The following is a 24717-nucleotide window of genomic DNA, read 5'->3' as shown; positions in this document are numbered from 1 at the left end:
GTGCTGTCCTGGCGATGTCGGAGAGGGGCGGGGCTGCTCAAGTCTTGCCTCCGCTGACCGCCGCCTTCACTGCGTCATCGAAGCCGAGCACCTTGCCGCTGATCTTGGCGGCGTAGGCTTCGGCGTCCTTCTTGAGCAGGAACGGCGCGACGTCGCCGTTGCCGACCGCAAAGAAGGCTTGGTCGGCGAACAACTTGATGCCGCGCGTGGTGTCGAAGACATAGGCGACGTTGATCTTCTTGCCCTTGGCCTTGAAATCCGCATAAGCGCCGAGCGTGCAAGACGTGCTGGCGAAGGGCAGGATGCCGATCTCGTCCACCCAGACCTCACCGGCCTTGCGCGGATCGGCGATCGGCTTCTTGCAGAAACTGTCTTCGCCGGAGATTTCGTAGTTCTTGGTGCTGGCGAGCTGAGCGTCGTAATCGAGCTTCATCTCGGTGAACGCCTTGCGAATGTAGGAATCGTCAACCCACTTCTTGGGATCGAACTCCTTCATGCGGCCGAGATTCTGCAGCACCTTGACATCGGTCGCAGCCGCATCGATCAGCGCGGGCTTGATCGTGGGATCGGTCGTCATGTTGCCGCTCGGCCCCAGGAAGATATAGACGACCTCCTTGTTGATGCCCGTCCATTCCTGGATTTTCTCGGCGGCAAGCTTCGGATCCGCACGCAGCCACTGGTTGGCGGCGATGAGCGCCTTCTCATATGCGACGACGACTTCCGGATATTTTTCGGCGAAGTCGGTGCGCACAACAACACCGTGCCAGGTCGGCAGGTTGGTTTCGACGCCGTCAAAGATCTTTCGCGCGAAGCCGCGGAACGGCAGCAACTCCGCGAACGGTACGAAGTCGGCGTGGGCGTCGATCTTCTTTTCCTGGAGGTTGGTCGAGCCGACCTCCGGACTCTGGCTGACGAGCTGGAAGAAGTCGGGTCCATAGCCGCGGTCCTGCATCGCCTTCAGCACCATGCCGTGCGCCGCGGAGCCGAACGGGACGCTCACGAGTTTGCCCTTGAGATCGGCGAGTTCGTAGTAGGGCGAATCCTTGTGGACGACGATGCCGTTGCCGGAGCCGGACAGGCTGTAGGCAGCGACGCCGATCAGGCGGCTCTTGCTTTCGGGATTGCTCTCGAAGGTGAAGCCGTTCACGATCAGCGGATAATCGCCCATCATGCCGATCTGGAGCTTGTTCGCCATCATCGCATTGGTGACGGGCGGACCGGACGTGAAATTCTGCCACTCCAGCTCAAACTTGATGTTGGCGTATTTGCCGTCCTTCGGCAGGTACTTTTCAAGGAGATGCAACTGGCGGATCACGACGCCGGCGGTCACCGTATTGGTCGTGGTGTCCTGCGTCCCGATGCCGAGCGTCACCGTTTCCGCTGAGGCCGGCTGCGCGAGCAGCAGCGCCAGCGACGTCACCGACGTCGCGATCGAGAGCGTGGGAAGATGGCGGACCATTCTCATCCTCATTCGGTTGGCTGGGCTGTGGTTGCCATGATTGGGTGAGGGCGCAGACAGGGCAAATCCGGAATTACCGCCGCAGTCGATTAGTTGCCGGGAAAAGCCGATTGCATACTCCTTGGGCAGTCCTGCACTATAAAGCCGCTTGTCTGTGCAGCGGCCCTAGTCGCTGCCTTGACCGCGCATCTCTTCCAGCGCGTCGGGCCGGCAGACCACGATCTGCGAGCGCTTGGTCAAGACGATCCCTTTTCCTGCATGCGCTTCAGGCTGATCGTCACCCATTGCCTTGTGGCACCGACCATGTGGGCGATGTCGGCATGGGTAAAGGCCGCCGCGATCACCCGGCCGTCGGCATCCTCGACGCCATAGAGATCGACGAGATGCAGCAGAAGATGCGCGAGACGCTGTGTGATCGAGCGCGTTCCCAGCATCTGCGCCAGCGCGGAATAGCATTTGCCCTTGAAGGTCAGGCCTTCGATGAGGCCGATCGCGAGATTCGGTATTTCGACGGCAAGCGATCGCAGCTCTTTTTCCGGGCAGGTGCACCACGCTGCAATTGCTGGATGCAACACCGGACCATTGGTGCACGGTGCCTTCGAACACTTCGGGCCCGCCGACGAAATTGCCGACATGCCAGTAGGCCAGCGTGATCTCGCGCCCGAGCGGCGAGGTATAGAACACACGAATCCGGCCGCTCTCGATCAGCCAGATACCGTCATGCTTGCCGCCCTGGCTGAACAGTGTCTGGCCGCGGTTGAGGACCTTGCGGCGGCCCTGTTTCAGCACCAGTTCCCGCTCGCGCGGCGTCAGCTTGTCCATCAGCGGCGGCGGGCCGCCGATCCATTGCTGGTTTTCGGTGAGCAGCAGCGATGAGCTGCCGGCAGGCCGGACCGTTGCGGGAATCGTCCCGCGAACCACATTGGCCGCCTGCAACATCATCTGCCTCCGGAACGTTGAAATCGTTCGAAAGCGGAGCAATGTCCGTGCCAGTCACACAGCTGTCATCGCCCGGCTCGACCGGGCGATCCAGTATTCCAGCGAAAGCAATGGGATACGGTCAGGCCGCGGCGTACTGGATTCGCCGCCTTCGCGGGGAATGACAGCGGAGCGCGGAGGCCGAGCGCGCCCTAGCGCCCCGTCAGGGTCAGCAGATACGGCTTGGGGTAAATCCCGCGGTTATGCCCATCCGAAAACGAGATGTTCAGCCCGTAGCCGAGATCGCCGATCTCGGTGATCGCGATCCCCGGGAAGCGCTCGGGAAAGCGCTCGTCGAAGCGGGCGCGGGTGCAGTGGGCGCATTTGCAGGAGAGGCGAAGCTGCTCGGCGGGCAGACTGAATGCCTCGCCCTCGGTTGTGCGAACGAGGAGCGTCGCGAGATCCGCGCTTGCCTCATAGTCCGCAACGGTCGGTGCCACCAAGGCCATGGTCATGACGTGTCTCCGAGCGCTCTTCTACATTGTAGCTGACGTGCGCGAATAGCAACTAATTGCCGGCGGAAGCGCGGCGAGCTATCTCGCCTGACGTTCGCTGCCTTCTCTTCAATCATCGTCCGCGAAATGTGAAACTAATCGACCGGGATTTCCAGTTCGGCGTTGCCGGATTCCCGTCTCTCCGAAATTTTGTGCCGCAGTCGTGGGCCAAGGAGAGATGATGAGCGCATTTCAAAAGGAAACGGTTTTGTCGGTCCGGCACTGGACCGACTCGCTGTTCAGCTTCACCGCGACGCGCGATCCCGGCTTCCGGTTTCAGAACGGTCAGTTCGCGATGATCGGGCTCGAAGTCGAAGGCAAGCCGTTGATGCGGGCCTACAGCATGGCCAGCGCCAATCACGAAGACGCGCTGGAGTTCTTCTCGATCAAGGTTGCGGACGGCCCGCTCACGTCGCGGCTGCAGAAGATCAGGAAGGCGACATCATCCTGGTCGGCCGCAAGGCCACGGGTACGCTGATCACCGGCAACCTCATTCCGGGCAAGCGTCTGCTGCTGCTGTCGACTGGCACCGGGCTTGCGCCGTTCGCCAGCCTGGTCAAGGACCCCGACGTCTACGAGAACTACGAGACCATCGTCCTGGCCCATGGCTGCCGTCAGATCTCGGAGCTTGCCTATGGCGAGCACCTGGTCGACGGGCTGCGCAATCACGAATTCTTCGGACCCTTGATCCGCGACAAGCTCGTCTACTACCCGACCGTGACCCGCGAGCCGTTCAAGAACCGCGGCCGCATCACCGACCTGATCGCATCCAACCAGATGTTCGACGATATCGGCCAATCCGGCCTCGATATCGACAGCGACCGCATCATGCTGTGCGGCAGCCCGGCGATGCTCGAGGAGCTTCCCGCGATGTTGTCCGCGCGGGGCTTTGTCGAGGGTAACCACAGCAAACCCGGCCATTTCGTGATCGAAAAAGCCTTCGTCGAGCGCTGAGGCGCAAATCGCATCCCGGCGACAACTAATTGCTATCGCCGGCAACTCACCTGAACAAATCTGATGCAAAGGCGCCGGACCTGCCGGCGAACCAGGAGCAAGCGATGGCACTAGATCAGATCGTCGACGGACTTTCGGAGGTTTCCTGCGATGTGCTGGTGATCGGTGGCGGCACCGCGGGCCCAATGGCGGCGCTGAAGGCGAAGCTGAAGAACCCGAAGGCCAATGTCGTCCTGCTCGAAAAGGCCAACGTCAAGCGTTCCGGCGCGATCTCGATGGGCATGGACGGGCTCAACAACGCCGTCATCCCCGGCTACGCCACGCCGGAGCAGTACACCAAGGAAATCACCATCGCCAATGACGGCATCGTCGATCAGAAGGCGGTCTATAAATACGCCCAGAATTGCTACAAAATCATCGAGGAGCTCGACAGTTTCGGCATCCGCTTCCTGAAGAACGAGAACGGCGATTACGCCGTCAAGAAGGTGCACCATATCGGCACCTACGTTCTGCCGATGCCGAACGGCGAGACCGTGAAGAAGGCGCTGTACCGCCAGCTCCGCCGTGCCCGCATCCTGATCTCGAATCGCTACATGGCAACGCGGCTGCTCAAATCCGCCGATGGCCGCATCGCCGGCGCGATCTCTGTGAACACCCGCACGGCCGAGATTCTCGTCATCAAGGCCAAGGCCGTGATCCTCTGCACGGGCGCGGCCGGCCGTCTTGGTTTGCCAACCTCCGGCTACATGTTCGGAACCTACGAGAACGCCGCCAATTCCGGCGACGGCTATGCGATGGCGTATCACGCGGGGGCCGCGCTCGCGAACCTCGAATGCTACCAGATCAATCCGTTGATCAAGGACTATAACGGTCCGGCTTGCGCTTACGTGGCCGGTCCGTTCGGCGCCTTTACCGCCAACAACGAGGGATCGCGCTTCATCGAATGCGACTATTGGTCCGGCCAGATGATGCTGGAGTTCTACAACGAGCTGTTGTCCGGCAAGGGTCCGGTGTTCCTCCAGCTCAAGCATCTTCATCCCGACACCATCTCGGAAATCGAAACCACGCTGCACAAGGTGGAGCGGCCGACACGCGGCTTGTTCCAGCAGGGGCGCGGGGTCGACTACCGCAACGAGTCGATCGAGATGCATATCTCCGAGATCGGCTTCTGCTCCGGCCACAGCGCCTCGGGCGTGTTCGTCGACGACAATGCCCGCACCACGGTGCCGGGCCTCTACGCCGCCGGCGACATGGCGAGCGTGCCGCACAATTACATGCTGGGTGCCTTTACCAACGGCTCGGTTGCCGGCGTCGACGCGATGGAGTTCGCTGACAACCACGATTTTGCGGAGTTCGATGCCGCCGATGTCGCCGTGGAACGCGACCGCGTAATGGCGCCGACCACGCGCGAGGACGGCATTCCGCCGAACCAGCTCGAATACAAGACGCGGCGCCTGGTGAACGACTATCTCCAGCCGCCGAAGGTGACGCGCAAATACGAGCTCGGCATGCGCCGCCTTGCCGAGGCGCGCGAGGATATGCAGGAGCACATGATCGCGCGCAACGCGCACGAACTGCTCCGCGCCCTCGAAGTGCAGTCGATCATGGATTGCGCCGACATGGCCGTGCATGCCTCGCTCTATCGCGAGGAAAGCCGCTGGGGCCTCTATCACTGGCGCACGGATTTTCCGGAGAAGGACAACGAGAACTGGTTCTGCCACACCCTGCTAAGCAAGCGAGACGGCAAGATGACCAGCGAGAAGCGCGCCGTGGAGCCCTATGTCGTCCCGATCGCGGACGACGAGAAGGACCTCTACGACAAGCAGCGCATTCGCGCCACCGCCTGATCCACCGCACCATAGCAACAGGAGACATCCAATGCCTCTCGCGTCCTATCAGACATCGGTCCCGGTGGTCGTCGACGACGCCAAATGCATCGCTGACAAGGGCTGCACCGTATGCGTCGAGGTCTGTCCGCTCGACGTGCTGCGCATCAGCGACATGACCGGCAAGGCCTATATGGCCTATGACGAGTGCTGGTACTGCATGCCGTGCGAGGCCGATTGCCCGACCGGCGCCGTCACCGTCAACATTCCCTATCTCCTGAGGTAGTCATGTCGAGCCCGTTCGAATCCTATGACGACCTCGAAGACGCTGACGAGCGGCTCCAGGCCGCCGATCCCGCCGAACGCCGCGTCGCGATCATCGCGCTCGGCCATTCCGGCGATCCGGCCGCAGTCGCGCACCTTGCCAAAATGGTGGCGGATCCCGATGCCGGCGTGCGCCAGCAGGTCGCGATGGCGCTCGGCGAGTTCGACGGGCCGGAGGCCGCGAGTGCGCTGGTGAAGCTGCTGGTCGACCCCGAAAGGATCGTGGCATCGGCGGCGGCCGACAGCATGGCCGAGTTCAAGGATCCCGCCTGCGCCGAGATCATCCTGCCGCTGGTCAAGCACGCCCATGCATTTGTTCGCATGGGCGCGCTGCGCGCGCTGAAGGAGCTGCGCTGCAAGGACACGCTGAAGCCGGCGCTGGAAGCACTCCAGGATTCCGATGCTGCCGTGCGCGTGCAGGCGATCGGCGTGATCGGCTTCCTGAAGCTGGAAGAATCCATTCCCGCGCTGACCGCGCTGATCAACGACCCCGACGCGCATGTGCGCCGCGCCGCCGTGAGCGCGCTGGCCTTCTCGCAGCTGAAGCCTGCCGCGGAGACGATCACGCGCGCGCTAAAGGACAGCGACTGGATGGTCCGCGAGATGGCGGCGGAGACGCTGGGCCTCAACAGCAACGGTACGCTCGCCGCCGACCAGCTCGTGGCCTGTCTTGCCGACGAGTTCTGGCAGGTGCGGCTGAAGGTGATCCGCAGCCTCGGCCGCATGAAGATCGAGCGCGCGGTGCGCCCGATCGGAAATTGCATCAATCACGACCAGGCCAATCTGCGCAAAGAGGCGGCTGCCGCGCTCGGCGAGATCGCCCATCCCGACGGCGAGGCGTTCCTGGCTGTGATCGCCGATGATCCAGATCCCGACGTGCGCAAGAACGCGCGTTGGGCGCTTCAGCAGATCGCGGCCCGAAAGGCCCGGGCAGGGGCATAGCTGCGGGGCAGGGTTGCCGCTCTGGACTTCCGGAGCCAGACGTTTATTGGTCTTCGCCAACAAAAAAGCGAGGACGCGGCCATGATCACGCTGAGTGCCAAGGATCTTCTTCCCGAGGACGGAACGCGGGGAACACTGGCAGGCCGGGTCTGGCTGCCGCAGGCGAGCGGCCCGGCCGTCGTTGCCGTTCGCGCCGACGGCGTCTTTGACGTCACCGCAAAATTCCCGACGATCAGTGCATTGTGCGAGGAGGAGAACCCCGCCAAGGCGCTTGCCGCGACCAGGGGCGAGCGCATCGGCGATCTCGACGGCATCGTCGCCAACACGGCACCCGATCAGCGCGATCCGAAAAAGCCATGGTTGCTTGCGCCGGTCGATCTCCAGACCCTGAAGGCCGCCGGCGTCACCTTCGCCATCTCCATGCTGGAACGCGTGATCGAGGAGCGGGCCAAGGGCAATCCGACATCGGCCGAGGCGATCCGGAAAGAAGTGACGCGGCTGATCGGCGACGATCTGTCAAAGCTCAAGCCGGGCTCGGAGCAGGCCATGCACCTCAAGCAGGTGCTGATCGATCAGAACGCCTGGAGCCAGTACCTCGAAGTCGGCATCGGCCCCGATGCGGAGGTCTTCACCAAGGCGCCGACGCTGTCCTCGGTCGGCACCGGCATGAATGCCGGCCTGCATCCGAAATCGACCTGGAATAATCCGGAACCCGAACTCGTGCTGTTCGTCTCCAGCCGCGGCAAGATCGTCGGCGGCGCGCTCGGCAACGATGTCAATTTGCGCGACTTCGAGGGGCGTTCGGCGCTGCTGCTGTCCAAGGCCAAGGACAACAACGCCTCCTGCGCGATCGGTCCGCTGCTGCGCCTGTTCGACGACACCTTCACGCTCGACGACGCGCGCAAGCTCGACATCAGCCTGAACGTGAAGGGCACGGACGGTTTTGTCCTCGACGGCCATTCCTCGATCAGCAAGATCAGCCGCGATCCCACCGATCTCGTCGCGCAGACGATCGGGCCCGTGCATCAATATCCCGACGGCTTCGTGCTCTTCCTCGGCACCATGTTCGCACCCGTGAAGGATCGCGACGCGCCGGGGCAGGGCTTCACCCACAAGCGCGACGACATCGTCACGATCGCAGCGCCCCAGCTCGGCAAGCTCGTCAACCGCATGCGCGGCAGCGACGAGTGCGAGCCCTGGACCTTCGGCATCGGCGCGTTGATGAAGAACCTGGCGCAGCGGAAGTTGATCTAGCATTTCGCTCTCCCCGCTTGCGGGGACAGACCGGAACTGGCGCCCCAGATCCGGGTCAGGATCGAACGTCCCTCCGTCAACTCCGGGCAAATAGTCAAATAATATGACTATACGGAACCAATCTTCCGTGAAATAGTCCCGCCCGCTGGCTTAAGGCCGGCCTGAGGGTGTCATGCTACCGAGCGGCGCCCCGGATAACATTCTTGGGAGATACGCCTGATGACCCTCAAAGCCCTTTTTGCGGCCAGCGCCACGGCCGCGTTGCTGATCGCGCTGCCGGCGCATGCCGCCGAGCTCACCATCGGCTTTTCGCAGATCGGATCGGAATCCGGCTGGCGCGCGGCCGAGACCTCGGTCTCGAAGCAGGAAGCCACCAAGCGAAAGGTCAATCTCAAGATCGCCGACGCGCAGCAGAAGCAGGAGAACCAGATCAAGGCGATCCGCTCCTTCATCGCGCAGAACGTCGATGCGATCTTTCTCGCGCCCGTGGTCTCGACCGGCTGGGACTCGGTGCTGAAGGAAGCCAAGGAGGCCAAGATCCCGGTCGTGCTGCTCGACCGCGACATCGATCCCTCCGGCAAGGACCTCTATCTCACCGCGGTCACCTCCGACAGCGTGCACGAAGGCGAGGTCGCCGGCGACTGGCTGGCGAAGACCGTCGGCGCGAAAGCCTGCAACATCGTCGAATTGCAGGGCACGGTCGGCGCCAGCGTCGCTGCCAACCGCAAGAAGGGCTTCGATACCGCGGTTGCCAAGCATCCGAACCTGAAAGTGGTGCGCAGCCAGACCGGCGACTTCACCCGCGCCAAGGGCAAGGAAGTGATGGAGAGCTTCATCAAGGCGGAAGGCGGCGGCAAGTCGATCTGTGCGGTCTACGCGCATAATGACGACATGATGGTCGGCGCCATCCAGGCGATGAAGGAAGCGGGCCTCAAGCCCGGCAAGGACATCCTCACCGTCTCGATCGACGCGGTCCCGGACATCTTCAAGGCGATCGCCGCGGGCGAAGCCAATGCGACGGTCGAGCTGACGCCGAACATGGCAGGCCCGGCGCTCGATGCCATTGCGGCCTTCAAGGACAAGGGCACCGTTCCGCCGAAGTGGATCCAGACCGAGTCCAAGCTCTACACGGCTGCCGACGACCCGCAGAAGGTGTATGACAGCAAAAAGGGCCTCGGTTACTGAGGCGGGGAATTGCGCCGTCGGCGGTGGTCCGGCGGCGCTGCCTTCCGTAACCGCTGCGCAAACGAATGGGTTGGGCGTCCGCGCGGTTCGCGGGCGCCGTTGGGAGTGATTTCGCGATGGGGAACAGCCTCGATCCTGCTCCGCAGCTCCTGGAAGTGCGCGGGATCAGCAAGAGCTTTGGTGCGGTCCGTGCGTTGCAGGAGGTCGACTTCACGCTGCGTGCCGGCGAGATCCATGCGTTGCTGGGCGAGAACGGCGCCGGCAAGTCCACGCTGATCAAGGTCGTGACCGGCGTATTCCCGCGCGATGCCGGAATCATCCGGCTGGGCGGCGAGGAGGTGGCGCCGCGTTCGGCCAAGGCTGCGCTTGAGGCCGGCATTGCCACCGTCTACCAGGAAGTCAATCTGCTGCCGAACCTGTCGGTGGCGCAAAACCTGTTTCTCGACCGGCAGCCGATGCGCCTCGGCATCGTGCGCGAAGCCGAGATGCGCCGTCGCGCGAAACTGCTGCTTGCCGAATTCGGCCTCGACATCGACGTCGCCGCGCCGCTCGGCAATTATTCGGTGGCGATCCAGCATGTCACCGCGATCGCGCGCGCCGTCGATCTCTCCGCGCGCGTGCTGATCCTCGACGAGCCGACCGCGAGCCTCGACCGGCACGAGGTCGAGATACTCTTCGGCATCATGCGTCAGCTTGCCGCGCGTGGCATCGGCATCGTCTTCGTCAGCCATTTCCTCGACCAGGTCTACGAGGTCTCCGACCGCATCACCGTGCTGCGCAACGGCCGGCTGGTCGGCGAGCGCGAGACCGCCTCGCTGCCGCGGATCGAGCTGATCCGGATGATGCTTGGCCGCGAGCTTGCGGAGACCACCAGCGCGCGCGCGGCCACACGCGAGCATCAGACCGGTGAGGTCTGCGCGAGCTTCGAAGGCTACGGCAAGACCGGCTATGTCGCACCGTTCAATCTCGAGCTTCGCCACGGCGAAGTCGTCGCGCTCGCCGGCCTGCTCGGGTCTGGCCGGACCGAGACGGCACGGCTGGTGTTCGGGGCCGAGCGCGCCGACCACGGGCAGGCGAAAGTGGAGGGCACTGCCGTGCGGCTGCAGTCGCCGCGCGACGGGGTGCGCCACGGCTTTGGCTATTGCCCGGAGGAGCGCAAGACCGACGGCATCGTCGCCGAGCTCACCGTGCGCGAGAACATCGTGCTCGCGCTGCAGGCCAAGCGCGGCCTCTATCTGCCGCTGTCGCGTCGTGAGCAGGACGAGATCGCGCGCCGTTACGTCAAGATGCTCGACATCCGTCCGCCCGATCCGGACCGTCCTGTGGGGCTGCTATCCGGTGGCAATCAGCAGAAAGTCCTGCTCGCGCGCTGGCTCGCGACCTCGCCGCGGCTGCTGGTGCTGGATGAGCCGACCCGCGGCATCGATGTCGGCGCGCATGCCGAGATCATCCGGCTGATCCGCGAGCTTTGCGATGACGGGCTGGCGCTGCTCGTGATCTCCTCCGAGCTCGACGAGATCGTGACCTACTCCGATCGCGTCGTGGTGCTGCGCGATCGCGCCCATGTCGAGGAACTCACGGGCGAGGCTATCGACGTCACCAACATTCTCGCGGCCATCGCCGCCGACGGCGCCGCGATGGCACATGAGGGGCGGGCATGACAGCGCTGTTGCCGCGCCGCGGCCTCGCCCAGATTCTTGCGCTGATCGTCATCCTGGCGGTCGACCGCGTGGTGTCGCCGCAGTTCTTCGACCTGCGCCTTCAGGATGGCCGCCTGTTCGGCAGCCTGATCGACGTGCTCAACCGCGGCACGCCGGTGGCGCTGCTCTCGCTCGGCATGGTGCTGGTGATCGCGACGCGCGGTATCGATCTGTCCGTCGGCGCGGTGATGGCGATCTCGGGCGCGATCGCGGCGAGCCTCGCCGACAGCCATGGCCTGCCGGTGGTGCTGGCGGCGGCGCTCGGCGCCGGGCTCGTCTGCGGGCTCTGGAATGGCTTTCTCGTCGGCATTCTCGGCATGCAGCCGATCGTGGCGACGCTGATCCTGATGGTGGCGGGGCGCGGCATCGCCCAGCTCATCACCGAAGGGCGTATCGTCACCTTCTCCTCGCCCGACCTGGTCTGGCTCGGCAACGGCTCCATCCTCGGCCTGCCTGTGCCAATCGCGATTGCGCTCGGCATGCTGATCCTCACGGGCGCGGTGGTGCGCGGCTCGGCGCTCGGGCTCCTGATCGAGGCAACCGGAGGCAATGCGCGGGCAAGCGAGCTTGCCGGCGTCGGCACGCGCGCGATGATCCTGGCGGTCTATGTCTGGTGCGGCGTGTGTGCGGCGCTTGCCGGCGTGATCGCGGCGGCCGACATCATGGGAGCGGATGCCAACAATGCCGGCCTCTGGCTCGAGCTCGACGCCATTCTCGCCGTGGTGATCGGCGGCACCTCGCTGTTCGGCGGCCGCTTCAGCCTCGTGCTCGCCGTGCTCGGCGCGCTGATCATCCAGACCATGAACACCGGCATTCTGCTGTCGGGCTATCCGCCGGAATTCAATTTGCTGGTCAAGGCCGTGGTTGTGCTTGCGGTGCTGCTGCTGCAATCACCGAAGCTCGCGGGCTTCTCGGGGTTGATGGCGCGGCTGCGGAGGCCAAAGAAATGAAAGGCCTGCCGCCCGTCCTGATCACGGCCATCGTGCTGGTCCTCGGCTTCGCGCTGTGCGCGGCGCAGTTCCCCAACATCGCCTCGACGCGCGTGGTCGGCAATCTCCTCACCGACAACGCCTTCCTCGGCATCGTCGCGACCGGCATGACCTTCGTCATCATCTCCGGCGGCATCGACCTCTCGGTCGGCTCGGTGATCGGCTTCACCACTGTGTTTGTGGCGCTGGCGATCGAGCGCTGGGGCGTGCCGCCGCCGGTCGCTTTCGTGGCCATCCTCGTGCTCTCGGCGGGCTTCGGAGCGGGGATGGGCGCCATCATCCATGTCTTCGACCTGCCGCCTTTCATCGTGACGCTCGCCGGCATGTTCCTGGCCCGCGGCGCGAGCTTCCTGCTCTCGACGGAATCGGTGCCGATCACCGCGCCGGTCTATTCGACCGTGTCCGACTTTGCCTTGCGAATGCCGGGCGGTGGGCGGCTGACGGCGATCGCGATCATCATGCTCGTGATCGTGGTCGGCGGCGTTCTGCTGCTGCGTTTCACCCGGTTCGGTGCCAATGTCTACGCACTGGGCGGCGGCCGGGCGACCGCCGGCCTGATGGGCGTCGCCGTGGGCAAGATGACGGTGAAGATCTACATGCTGTCGAGCCTGCTCGCGGGGATCGCCGGGATCGTGTTCTCCTTCTACACCAGCGCCGGCTACTCGCTCTCCGCGGTCGGCGTCGAGCTCGACAGCATCGCTGCCGTCGTGATCGGCGGTACGCTGCTCACGGGCGGCCAGGGCTCGGTGATCGGCACCTTCCTCGGCGTACTGATCCAGGGAATGATCCAGACTTACATCAATTTCGACGGCACGCTGTCGAGCTGGTGGACCAAGATCGCGACCGGCGTGCTGTTGTTCGCCTTCATCGCATTGCAGCAGGCGCTGGTCGCGCTCGCGCGCCGCCCGGTGGCGAAGAGCGCGGGAGCGGCCTCATGACCTCGCGCATCCTCGTCATCCCGACCCGGCGGGCCCATTCCAACCACGCGGAAGTCGCCCGCTCGATCGGCGTCGACATCATCGCCGGCCGCTATGCCGAAGAGACACGGCTGCCGGGCGACGCCGAGCTGACTGCGATGTTTGGCGTGTCGCGTCCGGTGCTGCGGGAGAGCGTGAAGACGCTGGTCGCCAAGGGCCTTCTCACCACCAAGGCCCGGGTCGGGACCGTCGTGCGCGAGCGGACCGCCTGGAACATGTTCGACGCCGACGTGCTGGCCTGGCATCTGGACGCCGGCATCGACAAGCGCTTCCTCAACGACCTTGCCGAGATCCGCCTCGCGGTCGAGCCGCGGGCCGCGGTGCTGGCGGCCGCGCGGCGATCGCAGCAGGACATCTCTGAACTCCGTCGCTGCATGGATCGCATGCGGCTTGACGCCTCCGATTCCGCCAGCTTTGCCGATGCCGATCTCGCGCTTCATGTCGCGGTGGCGCGCGCGTCCGGAAATTTGTTCATGCGCTCGATTGGCCACGTCATCGAGGCCGCCTTGCGCGCGTCGTTTCTGCTCAGCGCGCCGGTCGAGCCGGAAGACCGCGACACCGTGTTGCTCTGGCATCAGAAGATCGTTGATGCGATTGTGGCCGGCGATGCCGCGACTGCATCGGAGGCGATGGTATATGTCATTCACAATGGTATGCGTCGCCACGACGGCAGTGTGGTCGAGACCGCGCCGGCCGACGCGCTGCCATCCGCCGGGACTGGAGAACAAGCGTGACTGAACTTCGCATCGCCATCGTCGGCTTCGGCAAGATCGCGCGCGACCAGCATGTCGGTGCGATCGCCGCGACGCCGGGCGCGACGCTCGCTGCGGTCGCGAGCCGCAATGCCGAATTGCCGGGCCTGCCGCATTTTGCGACCATCGAGGAACTGCTGGAGAAGGGGCCTGCGATCGACGCGGTCTCGCTCTGCACCCCTCCGCAGGTGCGTCGCGCGCAGGCCGCCGCTGCGCTCAAAGCCGGCAAGCATGTGATGCTGGAGAAGCCGCCCGGCACCGGTGTTGCCGAGCTCGATCCGCTGATCGCGATGGCGGCTGATGCGAAACGCACATTGTTTGCGACCTGGCATTCGCGCTATGCGCCGGCGGTCGAGCCGGCGCGCGAATGGCTCGCGGCGCGGCGGATCACCTCAGTGCACATCAGCTGGAAGGAAGACGTCCGCGTCTGGCATCCCGGACAGGCCTGGATCTGGGAGCCCGGCGGGCTTGGCGTGTTCGATCCCGGCATCAACGCGCTCTCGATCCTGACCCGCATCCTGCCGAGGCCGGTGTTCGTCGTCGCGGCCGAGCTTGCCTTTCCCGCCAATCGCCAGGCGCCGATTGCGGCGAACCTGACCTTGACCGACATCAGCGGCCTGCCGGTCACCGCCGAATTCGACTTCCGCCAGACCGGCCCGCAGAGCTGGGATATCGTCGTGGAAACCGATCAGGGCCAGATGCTATTGTCAGGCGGGGGGCGGCGCATGGCTGTCGAGGGGAAACTGCTTGCCGAGGCGCCCGATCAGGAATATCGCGAGCTGTACCGGCGCTTTGTCGAGCTGACCCCGACCGGCGCGAGCGATGTCGATCTGGCACCGCTTCGTCTCGTCGCCGATGCTTTCCTGCTCGGCAAACGCACGATCGTCGAACCGTTCATGGACTAGGCATGGCTGGCGCCAAAATAACAAAAGACGTCTTTGGAACGCTGCCGGACGGTCGATCCGTGGAGCGCATCGTGCTGCGCGGGGAGGGCGGGTTCGAAGCACGCTTCATCACCCATGGTGCGGTGATCCAGGCGCTGATCGCGCCGGATGCAAAGGGACGTTACGACGACGTCGTGCTCGGGCACGATGCGTTTGCCGGCTATCTCGCCGAACGAAAATTCTTCGGCGCCACCGTTGGGCGCTACGCCAACCGTATTGCTGACGGACAATTTTCGCTCGATGGCGAGAAGGTGCAGCTTGCCGTCAACAACGGCCCCAATGCGCTGCATGGCGGTTTGGATGGCTTCGACCGCAAGCTCTGGCAGATCGCGGGGATCGAGGAGGGCGCAGAGCCGGCGGTGACGCTCACTTATACGAGCCCGCATGGCGAGGAAAACTATCCCGGCCGGCTTGACGTGCGCCTGACCTATAGCATCACCGGTCCGACTGAGCTGTCGCTCAGCATGGAGGCGCGGACGGACCGTCCGACCATTGTCAACCTGACCAATCACAGCTTCTTCAACCTGGAAGGCGCGACCTCAGCCACGTCCACCCTGGACCACAAGCTGACGGTCGCGGCCGAGCATTTTCTCGCGATCGATCCGACCGCTATTCCGCTCCCGGAGCCGCCGCGCGCGGTGGCCGGCTCGCCGTTTGATTTCCGCGATGCGCGGCGGGTCGGCGAACGCATCCGCGAAGACGATCAGCAATTGCGCAACGGCAGGGGCTACGACCACACCTACTGCCTCGGGCGCGACGGCAAGCTTGCTTTCGCGGCGCGGCTGGAAGCGCCGCGCTCCGGGCGGGTCATGGAGCTGTTCACCGATCAGCCCGGTCTCCAGGTCTATTCCGGCAATTACCTCGACGGCACCATTTCGGGCAAAGGTGGCAAGCTGATCCGGCAGTCGGACGCCATCTGCCTGGAGCCGCACATCTGGCCGAATGCGCCGAACCGGCCGGATTTCCCGAGCGCGCGCCTCGATCCCGCCCAAGTCTATCGGCATCGCACGGTCTATCGATTCGTGGTGAGGGCGCCATGATCGAAGAGGTGCCGACCGCGGTTCTGTCCGCCGAACAGTGTCATCTCGGCGAAGGGCCGAGCTATGATCTGACCAGCGATACCGCCTGGTGGTTCGACATCCGCGAGGGCAAGCTGTTCGAGGCGCATCTTGGCAGCCGCAGCATTCGCGTCCACGCGCTCGGACGGATGGCGAGCGCGCTCGGGCGCGTCGATGCCGAACGGCAATTGATCGCGGCGGAAGACGGCCTCTATATTCGCACACTCGCCGATGGCGCGATGACGCTGTTCCTCCCGCTCGAAGCGGACAATCCCGACACGCGCTCGAACGATTGCCGCGTGCATCAGTCCGGCACGTTCTGGATCGGGACCATGGGGCGCAAGGCCGAGCCGGGGGCGGGGGCGATCTACGCGCTTCATGGTGGCAAGATCTCGACGCTGTTTCCAGGCATCACCATCCCCAACTCGATCTGCTTCTCGCCCGACGGCGCCACCGGCTACTTCGCCGATACCGCGCGCGCGGTGCTCTATTCCGTTCGGCTTGATCCCGCGACCGGTCTGCCGCGCGGCGAAGCGGAGCTGCTGTTGCGGCACACCGGCACCGGCGGCCTCGATGGCTCGGTGTGCGATGCCGATGGGCAGATCTGGAACGCCTGCTGGGGCGGAAGCCGGATCGATGTCTACTCTCCCCGGGGTGAGCGCCTGCGCTCGCTGCGCGTGCCCGCGCGGCAGGCGAGCTGTCCGGCCTTTGTCGGACCAGATCTGTCGCGCTTGCTGGTCACATCTGCCTGGCAGGACATGGACGGCGCGGCGCGCGCCGCCGATCCGCAAGCCGGCTGCACTTTTCTGCTCGAGGCATCCGCGCGCGGACGTGCGGAGCCGGACGTCAAGCTCACATAGGAGGCCGCAAGCAGCCCACCACCAACGTTCTCGACGAAGCTAAAAACACAGTCTGACACCCAAGGGAGTGAAATATGCTGAAACTGAAAACGACGTTCCTCGCGCTGGCCCTGGCCGGCGCTGCGACGATGGCTTCGGCCATCACCGCCTCGGCGCAGGACAAGGCGAGCGTCGGCATCGCCATGCCGACGAAGTCTTCCGCGCGCTGGATCGACGACGGCAACAACATGGTGAAGACGCTGAAGGAGCGCGGCTACAACACCGACCTGCAATATGCCGAGGACGACATTCCGAACCAGCTCTCGCAGGTCGAGAACATGGTGACCAAGGGCGCGAAAGCGCTGGTGATTGCCGCTATCGACGGCACCACCCTCTCCGACGTGCTGAAGCAGGCCAAGGCCAAGGGCATCATCGTGATCGCCTATGACCGCCTGATCCGCGGCACGCCGAACGTCGACTATTACGCCACCTTCGACAATTTCCAGGTCGGCGTGCTCCAGGCGCAATCGATCGAGAAGGGGCTCGGCCTCAAGGAGGGCAAGGGTCCGTTCAATATCGAGCTGTTCGGCGGCTCGCCCGACGACAACAACGCCTACTTCTTCTACAACGGCGCGATGAGCGTGCTGAAGCCGTACATCGACAGTGGCAAGCTCGTCGTCGCCTCCGGCCAGATGGGCATGGACAAGGTCGCGACTTTGCGTTGGGACGGCGCCACTGCGCAGGCCCGCATGGACAACCTGCTCAGCGCCTACTACGGCAAGAAGAAGGTCAACGCCGTGCTGTCGCCTTATGACGGCCTCTCGATCGGTATCATCTCCTCGCTGAAGGGCGTGGGCTATGGCAGCGCCGATCAGCCGATGCCGATCATCAGCGGTCAGGATGCCGAGGTGCCCTCGATCAAGGCGATGCTGCGCGGTGACCAGTACTCGACCATCTTCAAGGACACCCGCGATCTCGCCAAGGTGACCGCCGACATGGTCGATGCGGCGCTCGCCGGCAAGCAGGTCACCGTCAACGACACCAAGACCTACGAGAACGGCGTCAAGACCGTGCCGTCCTATCTGCTCAAGCCGGTGGTCGTCGACAAGAGCAACTGGGAGAAGGTTCTGGTCGACAGCGGCTACTACAAGAAGGCGCAGTTCCAGTAAGATTCTTTCGTCTCCCTCGCCCCGTTCTTACGGGGAGAGGGTTGGGGTGAGGGGTTTCTCCACACGGCCAGTTGTCCTTGTGGAGACTCCCCTCACCCGAAATCCGCGCTACGCGCGCATTTCGGCCTCTCCCCGCAAGCGGGGAGAGGCGAAGGAGGGACATGAAGCGATGACTGCAATGCTGGAGATGCGCAACGTCAGCAAGAGCTTTGCCGGCGTGCAGGCGCTGCGCGACGTCAACTTCTCGGTCGAGGCCGGCCAGATCCACGCCCTCGTCGGCGAGAACGGCGCAGGCAAATCCACGCTGATGAAGGTGCTGAGCGGGGTCTATCCGCATGGCAGCTACGAGGGCACCATCATCTTCGACGGCGAGGAGCGGCTTTTTCGCGACATCAACGATTCCGAAGCGCTCGGAATCATCATCATTCACCAGGAGCTGGCGCTGATCCCGCTGATGTCGATCGCGGAGAACATCTTCCTGTCGCATCCGCCGTCAAGATTAGGGGTGATCGACCGCGACGAGGTGTACCGGCGCACGCGCGATCTCTTGGCGCAGGTCGGCCTGAAGGAATCCCCGGATACGCTGATCACCGATATCGGCGTCGGCAAGCAGCAGCTCGTGGAGATCGCAAAGGCGCTCTCCAAGCGGGTGCGGATGCTGATCCTGGACGAGCCGACCGCCAGCCTCAACGAGGCCGACAGCGCGGCTCTGCTCGAACGCCTGATGACCTTCCGCGAGCAGGGCATCGCGTCGATCCTGATCTCGCACAAGCTCAACGAGGTCGCCCGCGTCGCCGATCACATCACCGTGCTGCGCGACGGCCGCACCGTCGACGGCATCGATTGCCGCACCGAGGCGATCCAGGAAGACCGCATCATCCGCAGCATGGTCAACCGCGATCTCGCCCATCGCTTCCCCGAGCGCAGCGCCAAGATCGGCGAACCGGTCCTCGCCGTGGAGAACTGGTCGGTCTATCACCCGATCCATCCCGAGCGGCAGGTGATCAAGAACGTCAATTTCGGCGTCAGGCGCGGCGAGGTCGTGGGCATCGCCGGGCTGATGGGCGCCGGCCGCACCGAGTTCGCGATGAGCCTGTTCGGCCGCGCCTGGGGCACCAATATCAGCGGCCGCATCGCGCTCGAGGGCCATCAGATCGCGCTGCCGAACGTCGCGGCCGCGATCGACGCCGGCCTTGCCTATGTCACCGAGGACCGCAAGCAGCTCGGGCTGATCCTGGCCGACGACGTCCGCAAGAACATCACCCTGGCGAGCCTCGACCAGGTCGCGCCTGGCCGGGTAATCGACGACATCGCCGAGCTCAAAGTCGCCACCGACTACCGGAACCGGATGCGGATTCGCTGCTCCGACGTCTACCAGGAGACCGGCCAACTGTCCGGCGGTAACCAGCAGAAGGTGGTCTTGTCGAAATGGCTGATGACCGATCCCAAGGTCTTGATCCTGGACGAGCCGACCCGGGGCATCGATGTCGGTGCCAAATACGAGATTTACTGTATCATCAACGAGCTTGCGGAAGCCGGCCGCGGCGTCGTGGTTATCTCCTCGGAGATGCCCGAACTGCTTGGCATCTGCGACCGCATCTGTGTCATGAATGACGGCGCCTTCGTCGGCGAGTTCCCGGGCACCGAGGCGACGCAGGAAAAGATCATGCGCGCCATCATGCGCAATGAACGAAGCAATGGAAACGGCGTGCCTGAGGCCGCGGAGATGGGAGGAATGCAGCCATGACCGACAAGACGGTTTCGCTGCCCGAGGAGCGCCAGCACGGCAGCTTCATCAAGAACAATTTGCGCAATTACGGCATGCTGATGTCGCTGATCGCGATCATGCTGTTCTTCCAGGTGATGACCGGCGGCACGCTGCTCCAGCCGCTCAACCTGACCAATCTGGTGCTCCAGAACAGCTACATCGTCATCATGGCGCTGGGCATGCTGCTGGTGATCGTGACCGGACACATCGATCTTTCGGTCGGTTCGGTCGCGGGCTTCGTCGGTGCCGTGGCTGCCTTGCTGATGGTGACGTACAAGGTCGATTACACGCTCGCCTTCATCGCCTGCCTCGTGGTTGGCGCGGCCATCGGCGCCGCGCAAGGCTACTGGGTTGCCTATTTCAAGATCCCGTCCTTCATCGTGACGCTGGCCGGCATGCTCGTGTTCAAGGGGCTTGCGCTCGCGGTGTTGCAAGGGCAGTCGCTTGGGCCGTTCCCGTCGACGTTCCAGAAGCTGTCGTCGGGCTTCATCCCCGAACTGCTGCCCGAAGCCGGCACGCTGCATCCGACCTCGATGCTGATCGGCGCCGTGCTGGCGCTGGGGATGGTCTATGCCAGCGCCAGGGGCCGGGCGCGCGAGCTGTCGCACGGGATCGAGGCCGAGCCCTATGCGTTCTTCCTGGGTAAGAGCATCGTGCTGGCCTGCGCGGTGCTCTACTTCACCTATCTGATCGCGACCTATCGCGGCCTGCCCAACGTGCTGGTGATCATGAGCGTACTGATCGCGCTGTACGGCTTCGTCACCCGGCGCACCGTGATCGGCCGGCACATCTATGCCGTCGGCGGCAATGCCAAGGCGGCCGGCCTGTCGGGCATCAAGACCGAGCGGTTGACCTTCTTCACCTTCGTCAACATGGGCGTGCTGGCCGCGCTTGCCGGCCTCGTATTCGCCGCGCGCCTTAACACCGCGACGCCCAAGGCCGGTCTTGGCTTCGAGCTCGACGTCATCGCCGCCTGCTTCATCGGCGGCGCTTCGGCCTATGGCGGTGTGGGTCGGGTCGGCGGCGCCGTGGTCGGCGCGATGATCATGGGCGTGATGAACAACGGCATGTCCATCCTCGGCATCGGCATCGACTACCAGCAGGTGATCAAGGGCCTGGTGCTGCTCGGAGCCGTGTGCATCGACGTCTATAATCAGCGGAGGTAGGGCGCGATCAACTGCGCCCGGCGGGTTCGCTCGTGCGCGTCGGCGCCTCTCGTGCGGTCAGCGGGAGCGCTTTGGTAATTTTGGGAGCTTGGACGGGTCGAATTTTGGCGCCGGCTGTTGCGCTGCCGGCGCGGGCGGCTGCTCTTCATTGTAAATGAGCGTGCCTTCGAGCAGCACGCCGGGGAACTGTTCAGCCGTTGCTGTGTATTGAGCGATCTTGCCGGAGCAGGTTCCCTCCAGCGTCAGCTTGAGTTCGTCGTCGGTTCCGAACACTGTTGGCAGCTGATCGGTGTGCCTCTTGGTTAGGAGGGTTGCGGTAAATCGCTCACCGCTGACCTCGACGGTGCCGCTGTACGTCATGACTCCGTCGCAGCCCCAGATCACCCCGTCCGCGACATGGGCGATGCCTGTGCCTTGGCCGGTCGGTGTCTTGAACCACGCCCGGTACGTACCGTCCTTGAGCATGAACGTCTCACGCCTCGCTGCTGAGAGAGCGAGCAGCAGATCAGCGCCACAACTTTAAGATCACGTTAAGTCTGTGCATAGCGCGGGCTGGTCCGTTCGCGGGCAGCACCGGGAACGCGGCGTCGGAAGTGAGCTATTGCTCACGAAGTGGGCATATGATCGAATGGCGGGATGGACCAAAACCGGCCGGAGCCCGATCTCATCATCTTCGATTGCGATGGCGTGCTCGTCGATAGCGAGCTGTTGAGCTGTCGGTGCCTGTCGGAGGTGCTGGCCGAGTTTGGGATCGCGCTTAGCGAAGGACAGGCACTCGAACTCTTCCTCGGACGCAGCACGAAGGCGATCGAGCAGCATTATCGTGACCTTGGACAGGCCGTGCCGGACGGCTTTCTGCCGCGATTGAAGTCGCATGTGCTGAACAGCTTCGCTGGGTCGCTTCAACCCATCTCAGGCGTCGCCGATGTGATATCCGCGTTGCGCGCGCCGTTCTGCGTCGCGTCCTCCAGCGACATCGATCGTGTCTCGCTGTCGCTCGACGTCACCGGCCTCCGCAGCCATTTCGGCAACCGGCTTTTCACCGCGCAGATGGTCAAGCACGGCAAGCCGGCGCCGGATCTCTTCCTCTATGCCGCCGCGAGGATGCAGGCCGATCCCTCGCGCGCGCTGGTGATCGAGGACAGCGTCAGCGGCGTCCAGGCCGCGAAGGCGGCCGGCATGACGGTCTGGGGATTTGTCGGCGGCAGCCATTATGGCGCCCGTGACGGCCAGGCGTTATTGTCCGCGGCCGGAGCCGATCGGGTCTTCGCGCGCATGAGCGATTTCTGGGAGGCGTGAGGCCATCATGGCCGTCGAGAACGAAAAATCACGGCTCGACGACGCCGCGCGCGCCGGCTGGCTCTATTTCATTGCCGGCCACACCCAGGACGAGATCGCAAAGATGCTCCAGGTGTCGCGGGCCTCTGCCCAGCGGCTGGTCTCGCTATGCCTCGCCGAGCGGCTGATCACGTTCCGCCTCGAACATCCCATCGCCGCCTGCATGGAGCTGGCGGCGCGGTTGAGGCAGCGTTTCGATCTCGTCCATTGCGAGGTGGTGCCGGCCGATCCAGCGGCGCTGCAGGCTACCGCCGGCATCGCCGAACGCTGCGCCAATTTGCTGGATTCGACGTTGCGCGCGGAGACGCCGGTGATCGTCGCGCTCGGCACCGGGCGCGCGGTGCGCGCTGCAGTCGAGCGCGTCACGCCGATCGACCGGCCCAACCACCAGATCGTTTCGCTGGTCGGCAACATCTCTGCCGACGGCTCAGCGAGCTTCTACGACACCGTCGGCCGCCTCGCCGACCGCACCGGCGCGCGGCACTATCCGATGCCGCTGCCGTTCCTGATGTCGTCCGAGGACGAGCGCAACAAGATGGTCCGGATCGAGCCGATCGCCAAGGTGAAGGCGGTCGCGGCCAAGGCCGATCTGCGGCTCGTCGGCATCGGGCAGATGGACCAGAAGGCGCAGATCCATGTCGACGGCTTCGTCACCCGCGACGAATTGTTCGAGATGATGCGGCAGGGCGCCATCGGCGAGATCACCGGCTGGGCCTATGACGCCAAAGGCCGCCTGCTCAAGGCCGGCACCAACAAGCGCCTGACCAGCATTCCGCCGGAAGTGCCGGCCAAGGCCACCACGATCGGCGCCGCGGTCGGCGGGGCCAAGGTGCCGGCGATCGCCGCGGCGCTGAACGGACGGCTGATCAACGGCTTGATCACGGACGAGGCCACCGCGCGCGCGATTCTGGAGAGATAGGGCGGCTCGCTCTTCGCGTGCCTGCGAGGCGGGTGGTCTTTCCCCACGTAACACTGTCATCGTCCGCGAAGGCGGACGATCCAGTACGCCGCGGCTCCTCTTGGGGCAAACCAATAGACGGCACGGAGTACTGGATGCCCCGCCTTCGCGGGGCATGACAGCGTGGGTGAGGCGTCATCTCTCGTCCCTCCCGCACCGCAGCACTCATAAGTTGCCGAGACAGCCGCGCGCCTGCTTGACAATCGCCGCCCCCTCGGTTGAACATACGCTCAACGCGTGGGCATATGCTCAGAAACGCGAGTTTAGGGGAGGTCATCGTGAAACACGTCCTCGGCGCCGTCTGCGGCGCGTCTTGCCTGTTGCTGGCCGTCCCCGTGATGGCCGAAACGACCCTGACGATCGCCACCGTCAACAACGGCGACATGATCCGCATGCAGGGGATGACGGGTGACTTCACCAAGAAAAATCCCGATATCACCGTCAAATGGGTGACGCTGGAGGAAAACGTGCTGCGTCAGCGCGTCACCACCGACATCGCCACCAAGGGCGGCCAGTTCGACGTGCTGACCATCGGCACCTACGAAGTGCCGATCTGGGCCAAGAAGGGTTGGCTGGTGCCGCTCGCCAATCTCGGTGCCGACTACGATGTCGCTGACCTCCTGCCGAAGATCAGGGATGCGGTCTCCGTCGACGGCAAGCTCTATGCCGCGCCGTTCTACGGCGAGAGCTCGATGGTGATGTACCGCACTGACCTGTTCGAGAAGGCCGGGTTGAAGATGCCGGAGAGCCCGACCTGGGACTTCGTGGTCGACGCGGCCAAGAAGCTCACCGACAAGAGCGCGGGTGTCTACGGCATCTGCCTGCGCGGCAAGGCCGGCTGGGGCGAGAACATGGCGTTCCTGTCCGCCATGGCCAATTCCTACGGCGCGCGCTGGTTCGACGAGAAGTGGGAGCCGCAGTTCAACACGCCGGAATGGAAGACGACGCTCACGACGTACGTCAATCTCATGAAGGAGGCCGGCCCTCCCGGCGCCAGCTCCAACGGCTTCAACGAGAACCTCGCGTTGTTCAACGCCGGCAAATGCGCGATGTGGATTGACGCCACCGTGGCGGCATCCTTCGTCACCAACCCGAAGGACTCCAAGGTCGCCGACAAGGTCGGCTTCGCGCTTGCGCCCAATGCCGGGCTCGGCAAGAACGCCAACTGGCTGTGGGCCTGGAGCCTCGCGATTCCCGCCGGCTCGAAGAAGAGCGAGGCGGCTGAGAAGTTCATCGCCTGGGCAACCAGCAAGGACTACACCAAGCTCGTGGCTGCGAAGGACGGCTGGGCCAACGTGCCGCCGGGCACGCGGACGTCGCTCTACCAGAACCCCGACTATCTGAAAGTCGCCCCGTTCGCCAAGCTGACGCTGGCCTCAATCGACGCCGCCAATCCGAACAAGCCGACTGTGAAGCCCGTGCCCTATGTCGGCGTGCAATACGCCGCCATCCCTGAATTCCAGGGCATCGGCACTCAGGTGGGCCAGCAGTTCTCGGCCGCACTCGCCGGCTCGATGACGGTCGACGCAGCGCTTGCCGCGGCTCAATCCTCGACCGAGCGTGAGATGAAGCGCGCCGGCTACATCAAGTAGACCAGAAACTAGACCCGGGGCTCTCCCTGAGCTCACACCTGCGGCCATCCA

General features: G+C 64.3%; 21 protein-coding genes and 2 pseudogenes. 19 read left to right on the top strand and 4 right to left on the bottom strand.

Annotated elements, in window-relative coordinates; translation table 11 throughout:
- Window positions 1-37: 37 nt before the first annotated feature.
- The 3 genes and pseudogenes from AB8Z38_RS10970 to AB8Z38_RS10960 all read right to left on the bottom strand — a co-directional run bounded on the left by AB8Z38_RS10970 (window position 38) and on the right by AB8Z38_RS10960 (window position 2886).
- The gene (locus tag AB8Z38_RS10970; RefSeq protein WP_369724972.1) at window positions 38-1459 is read right to left on the bottom strand and encodes an ABC transporter substrate-binding protein; all 1422 of its coding nucleotides are present in this window, start codon (window positions 1457-1459) and stop codon (window positions 38-40) included.
- A gap of 165 nt (window positions 1460-1624) precedes the next feature.
- Window positions 1625-2401 (bottom strand): annotated as a pseudogene (locus AB8Z38_RS10965) (Crp/Fnr family transcriptional regulator).
- A 188-nt stretch (window positions 2402-2589) separates the two neighbouring features.
- On the bottom strand, window positions 2590-2886 hold the full coding sequence (locus AB8Z38_RS10960) for a DUF971 domain-containing protein (RefSeq protein ID WP_369726468.1): 297 nt from the start codon (window positions 2884-2886) through the stop codon (window positions 2590-2592).
- A gap of 226 nt (window positions 2887-3112) precedes the next feature.
- Between AB8Z38_RS10960 and AB8Z38_RS10955 the strand changes: the two are divergent.
- The 16 genes and pseudogenes from AB8Z38_RS10955 (at window position 3113) to mmsB (ending at window position 20778) form a co-directional block, all read left to right on the top strand.
- A pseudogene (locus tag AB8Z38_RS10955) lies at window positions 3113-3885 on the top strand (ferredoxin--NADP reductase).
- A 104-nt stretch (window positions 3886-3989) separates the two neighbouring features.
- Entirely contained in the window at window positions 3990-5732 is a 1743-nt protein-coding gene (locus AB8Z38_RS10950) for a fumarate reductase/succinate dehydrogenase flavoprotein subunit (protein ID WP_369724970.1), read from the top strand.
- Window positions 5733-5763: 31 nt separating this feature from the next.
- Window positions 5764-5997 carry a ferredoxin family protein gene (locus tag AB8Z38_RS10945; protein WP_369724968.1) on the top strand — a complete coding sequence of 78 codons (234 nt, stop codon included), beginning with the start codon at window positions 5764-5766 and terminating at the stop codon, window positions 5995-5997.
- A gap of 2 nt (window positions 5998-5999) precedes the next feature.
- The gene (locus AB8Z38_RS10940; RefSeq protein ID WP_369724966.1) at window positions 6000-6977 is read left to right on the top strand and encodes a HEAT repeat domain-containing protein; all 978 of its coding nucleotides are present in this window, start codon (window positions 6000-6002) and stop codon (window positions 6975-6977) included.
- A gap of 81 nt (window positions 6978-7058) precedes the next feature.
- Window positions 7059-8231 carry a fumarylacetoacetate hydrolase family protein gene (locus AB8Z38_RS10935; protein ID WP_369724964.1) on the top strand — a complete coding sequence of 391 codons (1173 nt, stop codon included), beginning with the start codon at window positions 7059-7061 and terminating at the stop codon, window positions 8229-8231.
- A 219-nt stretch (window positions 8232-8450) separates the two neighbouring features.
- A complete protein-coding gene (gene ytfQ / locus AB8Z38_RS10930; RefSeq protein ID WP_369724962.1) occupies window positions 8451-9416 on the top strand; it encodes a galactofuranose ABC transporter, galactofuranose-binding protein YtfQ in 966 nt (321 codons plus the stop codon).
- A gap of 116 nt (window positions 9417-9532) precedes the next feature.
- The gene (locus AB8Z38_RS10925) at window positions 9533-11077 is read left to right on the top strand and encodes a sugar ABC transporter ATP-binding protein (protein ID WP_369724960.1); all 1545 of its coding nucleotides are present in this window, start codon (window positions 9533-9535) and stop codon (window positions 11075-11077) included.
- A complete protein-coding gene (locus tag AB8Z38_RS10920) occupies window positions 11074-12066 on the top strand; it encodes an ABC transporter permease (protein ID WP_369724958.1) in 993 nt (330 codons plus the stop codon). The genes AB8Z38_RS10925 and AB8Z38_RS10920 overlap by 4 nt, the downstream gene beginning before the upstream one ends.
- Window positions 12063-13043 (top strand): galactofuranose ABC transporter, permease protein YjfF, encoded by a 981-nt coding sequence (gene yjfF / locus AB8Z38_RS10915; protein WP_369724956.1) that lies wholly within the window; start codon window positions 12063-12065, stop codon window positions 13041-13043. Before AB8Z38_RS10920 ends, yjfF begins: the two co-directional genes overlap by 4 nt.
- Window positions 13040-13816: a FadR/GntR family transcriptional regulator gene (locus tag AB8Z38_RS10910; RefSeq protein WP_369724954.1), complete on the top strand. Its 777-nt coding sequence runs from the start codon at window positions 13040-13042 to the stop codon at window positions 13814-13816. The genes yjfF and AB8Z38_RS10910 overlap by 4 nt, the downstream gene beginning before the upstream one ends.
- Window positions 13813-14739 (top strand): Gfo/Idh/MocA family protein, encoded by a 927-nt coding sequence (locus AB8Z38_RS10905; RefSeq protein ID WP_369724952.1) that lies wholly within the window; start codon window positions 13813-13815, stop codon window positions 14737-14739. The genes AB8Z38_RS10910 and AB8Z38_RS10905 overlap by 4 nt, the downstream gene beginning before the upstream one ends.
- Before the next feature lie 2 nt (window positions 14740-14741).
- A complete protein-coding gene (locus AB8Z38_RS10900) occupies window positions 14742-15818 on the top strand; it encodes an aldose epimerase family protein (protein WP_369724950.1) in 1077 nt (358 codons plus the stop codon).
- Window positions 15815-16696, top strand: a complete 882-nt coding sequence (locus AB8Z38_RS10895) for an SMP-30/gluconolactonase/LRE family protein (protein WP_369724948.1) — start codon at window positions 15815-15817, stop codon at window positions 16694-16696. Before AB8Z38_RS10900 ends, AB8Z38_RS10895 begins: the two co-directional genes overlap by 4 nt.
- A 74-nt stretch (window positions 16697-16770) precedes the next feature.
- A complete protein-coding gene (gene chvE, locus AB8Z38_RS10890) occupies window positions 16771-17844 on the top strand; it encodes a multiple monosaccharide ABC transporter substrate-binding protein (RefSeq protein ID WP_369724946.1) in 1074 nt (357 codons plus the stop codon).
- Between the two features lie 169 nt (window positions 17845-18013).
- Window positions 18014-19591, top strand: coding sequence for a multiple monosaccharide ABC transporter ATP-binding protein (gene mmsA, locus AB8Z38_RS10885; protein WP_369724945.1), 1578 nt, complete (start codon window positions 18014-18016; stop codon window positions 19589-19591).
- A complete protein-coding gene (mmsB, locus tag AB8Z38_RS10880) occupies window positions 19588-20778 on the top strand; it encodes a multiple monosaccharide ABC transporter permease (protein WP_369724943.1) in 1191 nt (396 codons plus the stop codon). The genes mmsA and mmsB overlap by 4 nt, the downstream gene beginning before the upstream one ends.
- Before the next feature lie 57 nt (window positions 20779-20835).
- Here mmsB and AB8Z38_RS10875 read toward each other — a convergent pair whose 3' ends face one another.
- Window positions 20836-21243: a hypothetical protein gene (locus tag AB8Z38_RS10875; protein ID WP_369724941.1), complete on the bottom strand. Its 408-nt coding sequence runs from the start codon at window positions 21241-21243 to the stop codon at window positions 20836-20838.
- A 171-nt stretch (window positions 21244-21414) separates the two neighbouring features.
- Here AB8Z38_RS10875 and AB8Z38_RS10870 point away from each other — a divergent pair, with 171 nt between their 5' ends.
- The 3 genes from AB8Z38_RS10870 to AB8Z38_RS10860 all read left to right on the top strand — a co-directional run bounded on the left by AB8Z38_RS10870 (window position 21415) and on the right by AB8Z38_RS10860 (window position 24666).
- Window positions 21415-22077: an HAD family hydrolase gene (locus AB8Z38_RS10870; RefSeq protein WP_369724939.1), complete on the top strand. Its 663-nt coding sequence runs from the start codon at window positions 21415-21417 to the stop codon at window positions 22075-22077.
- A gap of 7 nt (window positions 22078-22084) precedes the next feature.
- Window positions 22085-23035 (top strand): sugar-binding transcriptional regulator, encoded by a 951-nt coding sequence (locus tag AB8Z38_RS10865; RefSeq protein WP_369724937.1) that lies wholly within the window; start codon window positions 22085-22087, stop codon window positions 23033-23035.
- Between the two features lie 317 nt (window positions 23036-23352).
- Complete coding sequence (locus AB8Z38_RS10860) at window positions 23353-24666, top strand: sugar ABC transporter substrate-binding protein (RefSeq protein ID WP_369724935.1); 1314 nt, start codon at window positions 23353-23355, stop codon at window positions 24664-24666.
- The last annotated feature ends 51 nt before the right edge of the window (window positions 24667-24717 follow it).

The organism is Bradyrhizobium sp. LLZ17, from assembly GCF_041200145.1.
Taxonomy (GTDB): domain Bacteria; phylum Pseudomonadota; class Alphaproteobacteria; order Rhizobiales; family Xanthobacteraceae; genus Bradyrhizobium.
Note: the sequence above shows the minus strand (reverse complement) of the source record. Positions and strands in the feature narration are given on the sequence as shown.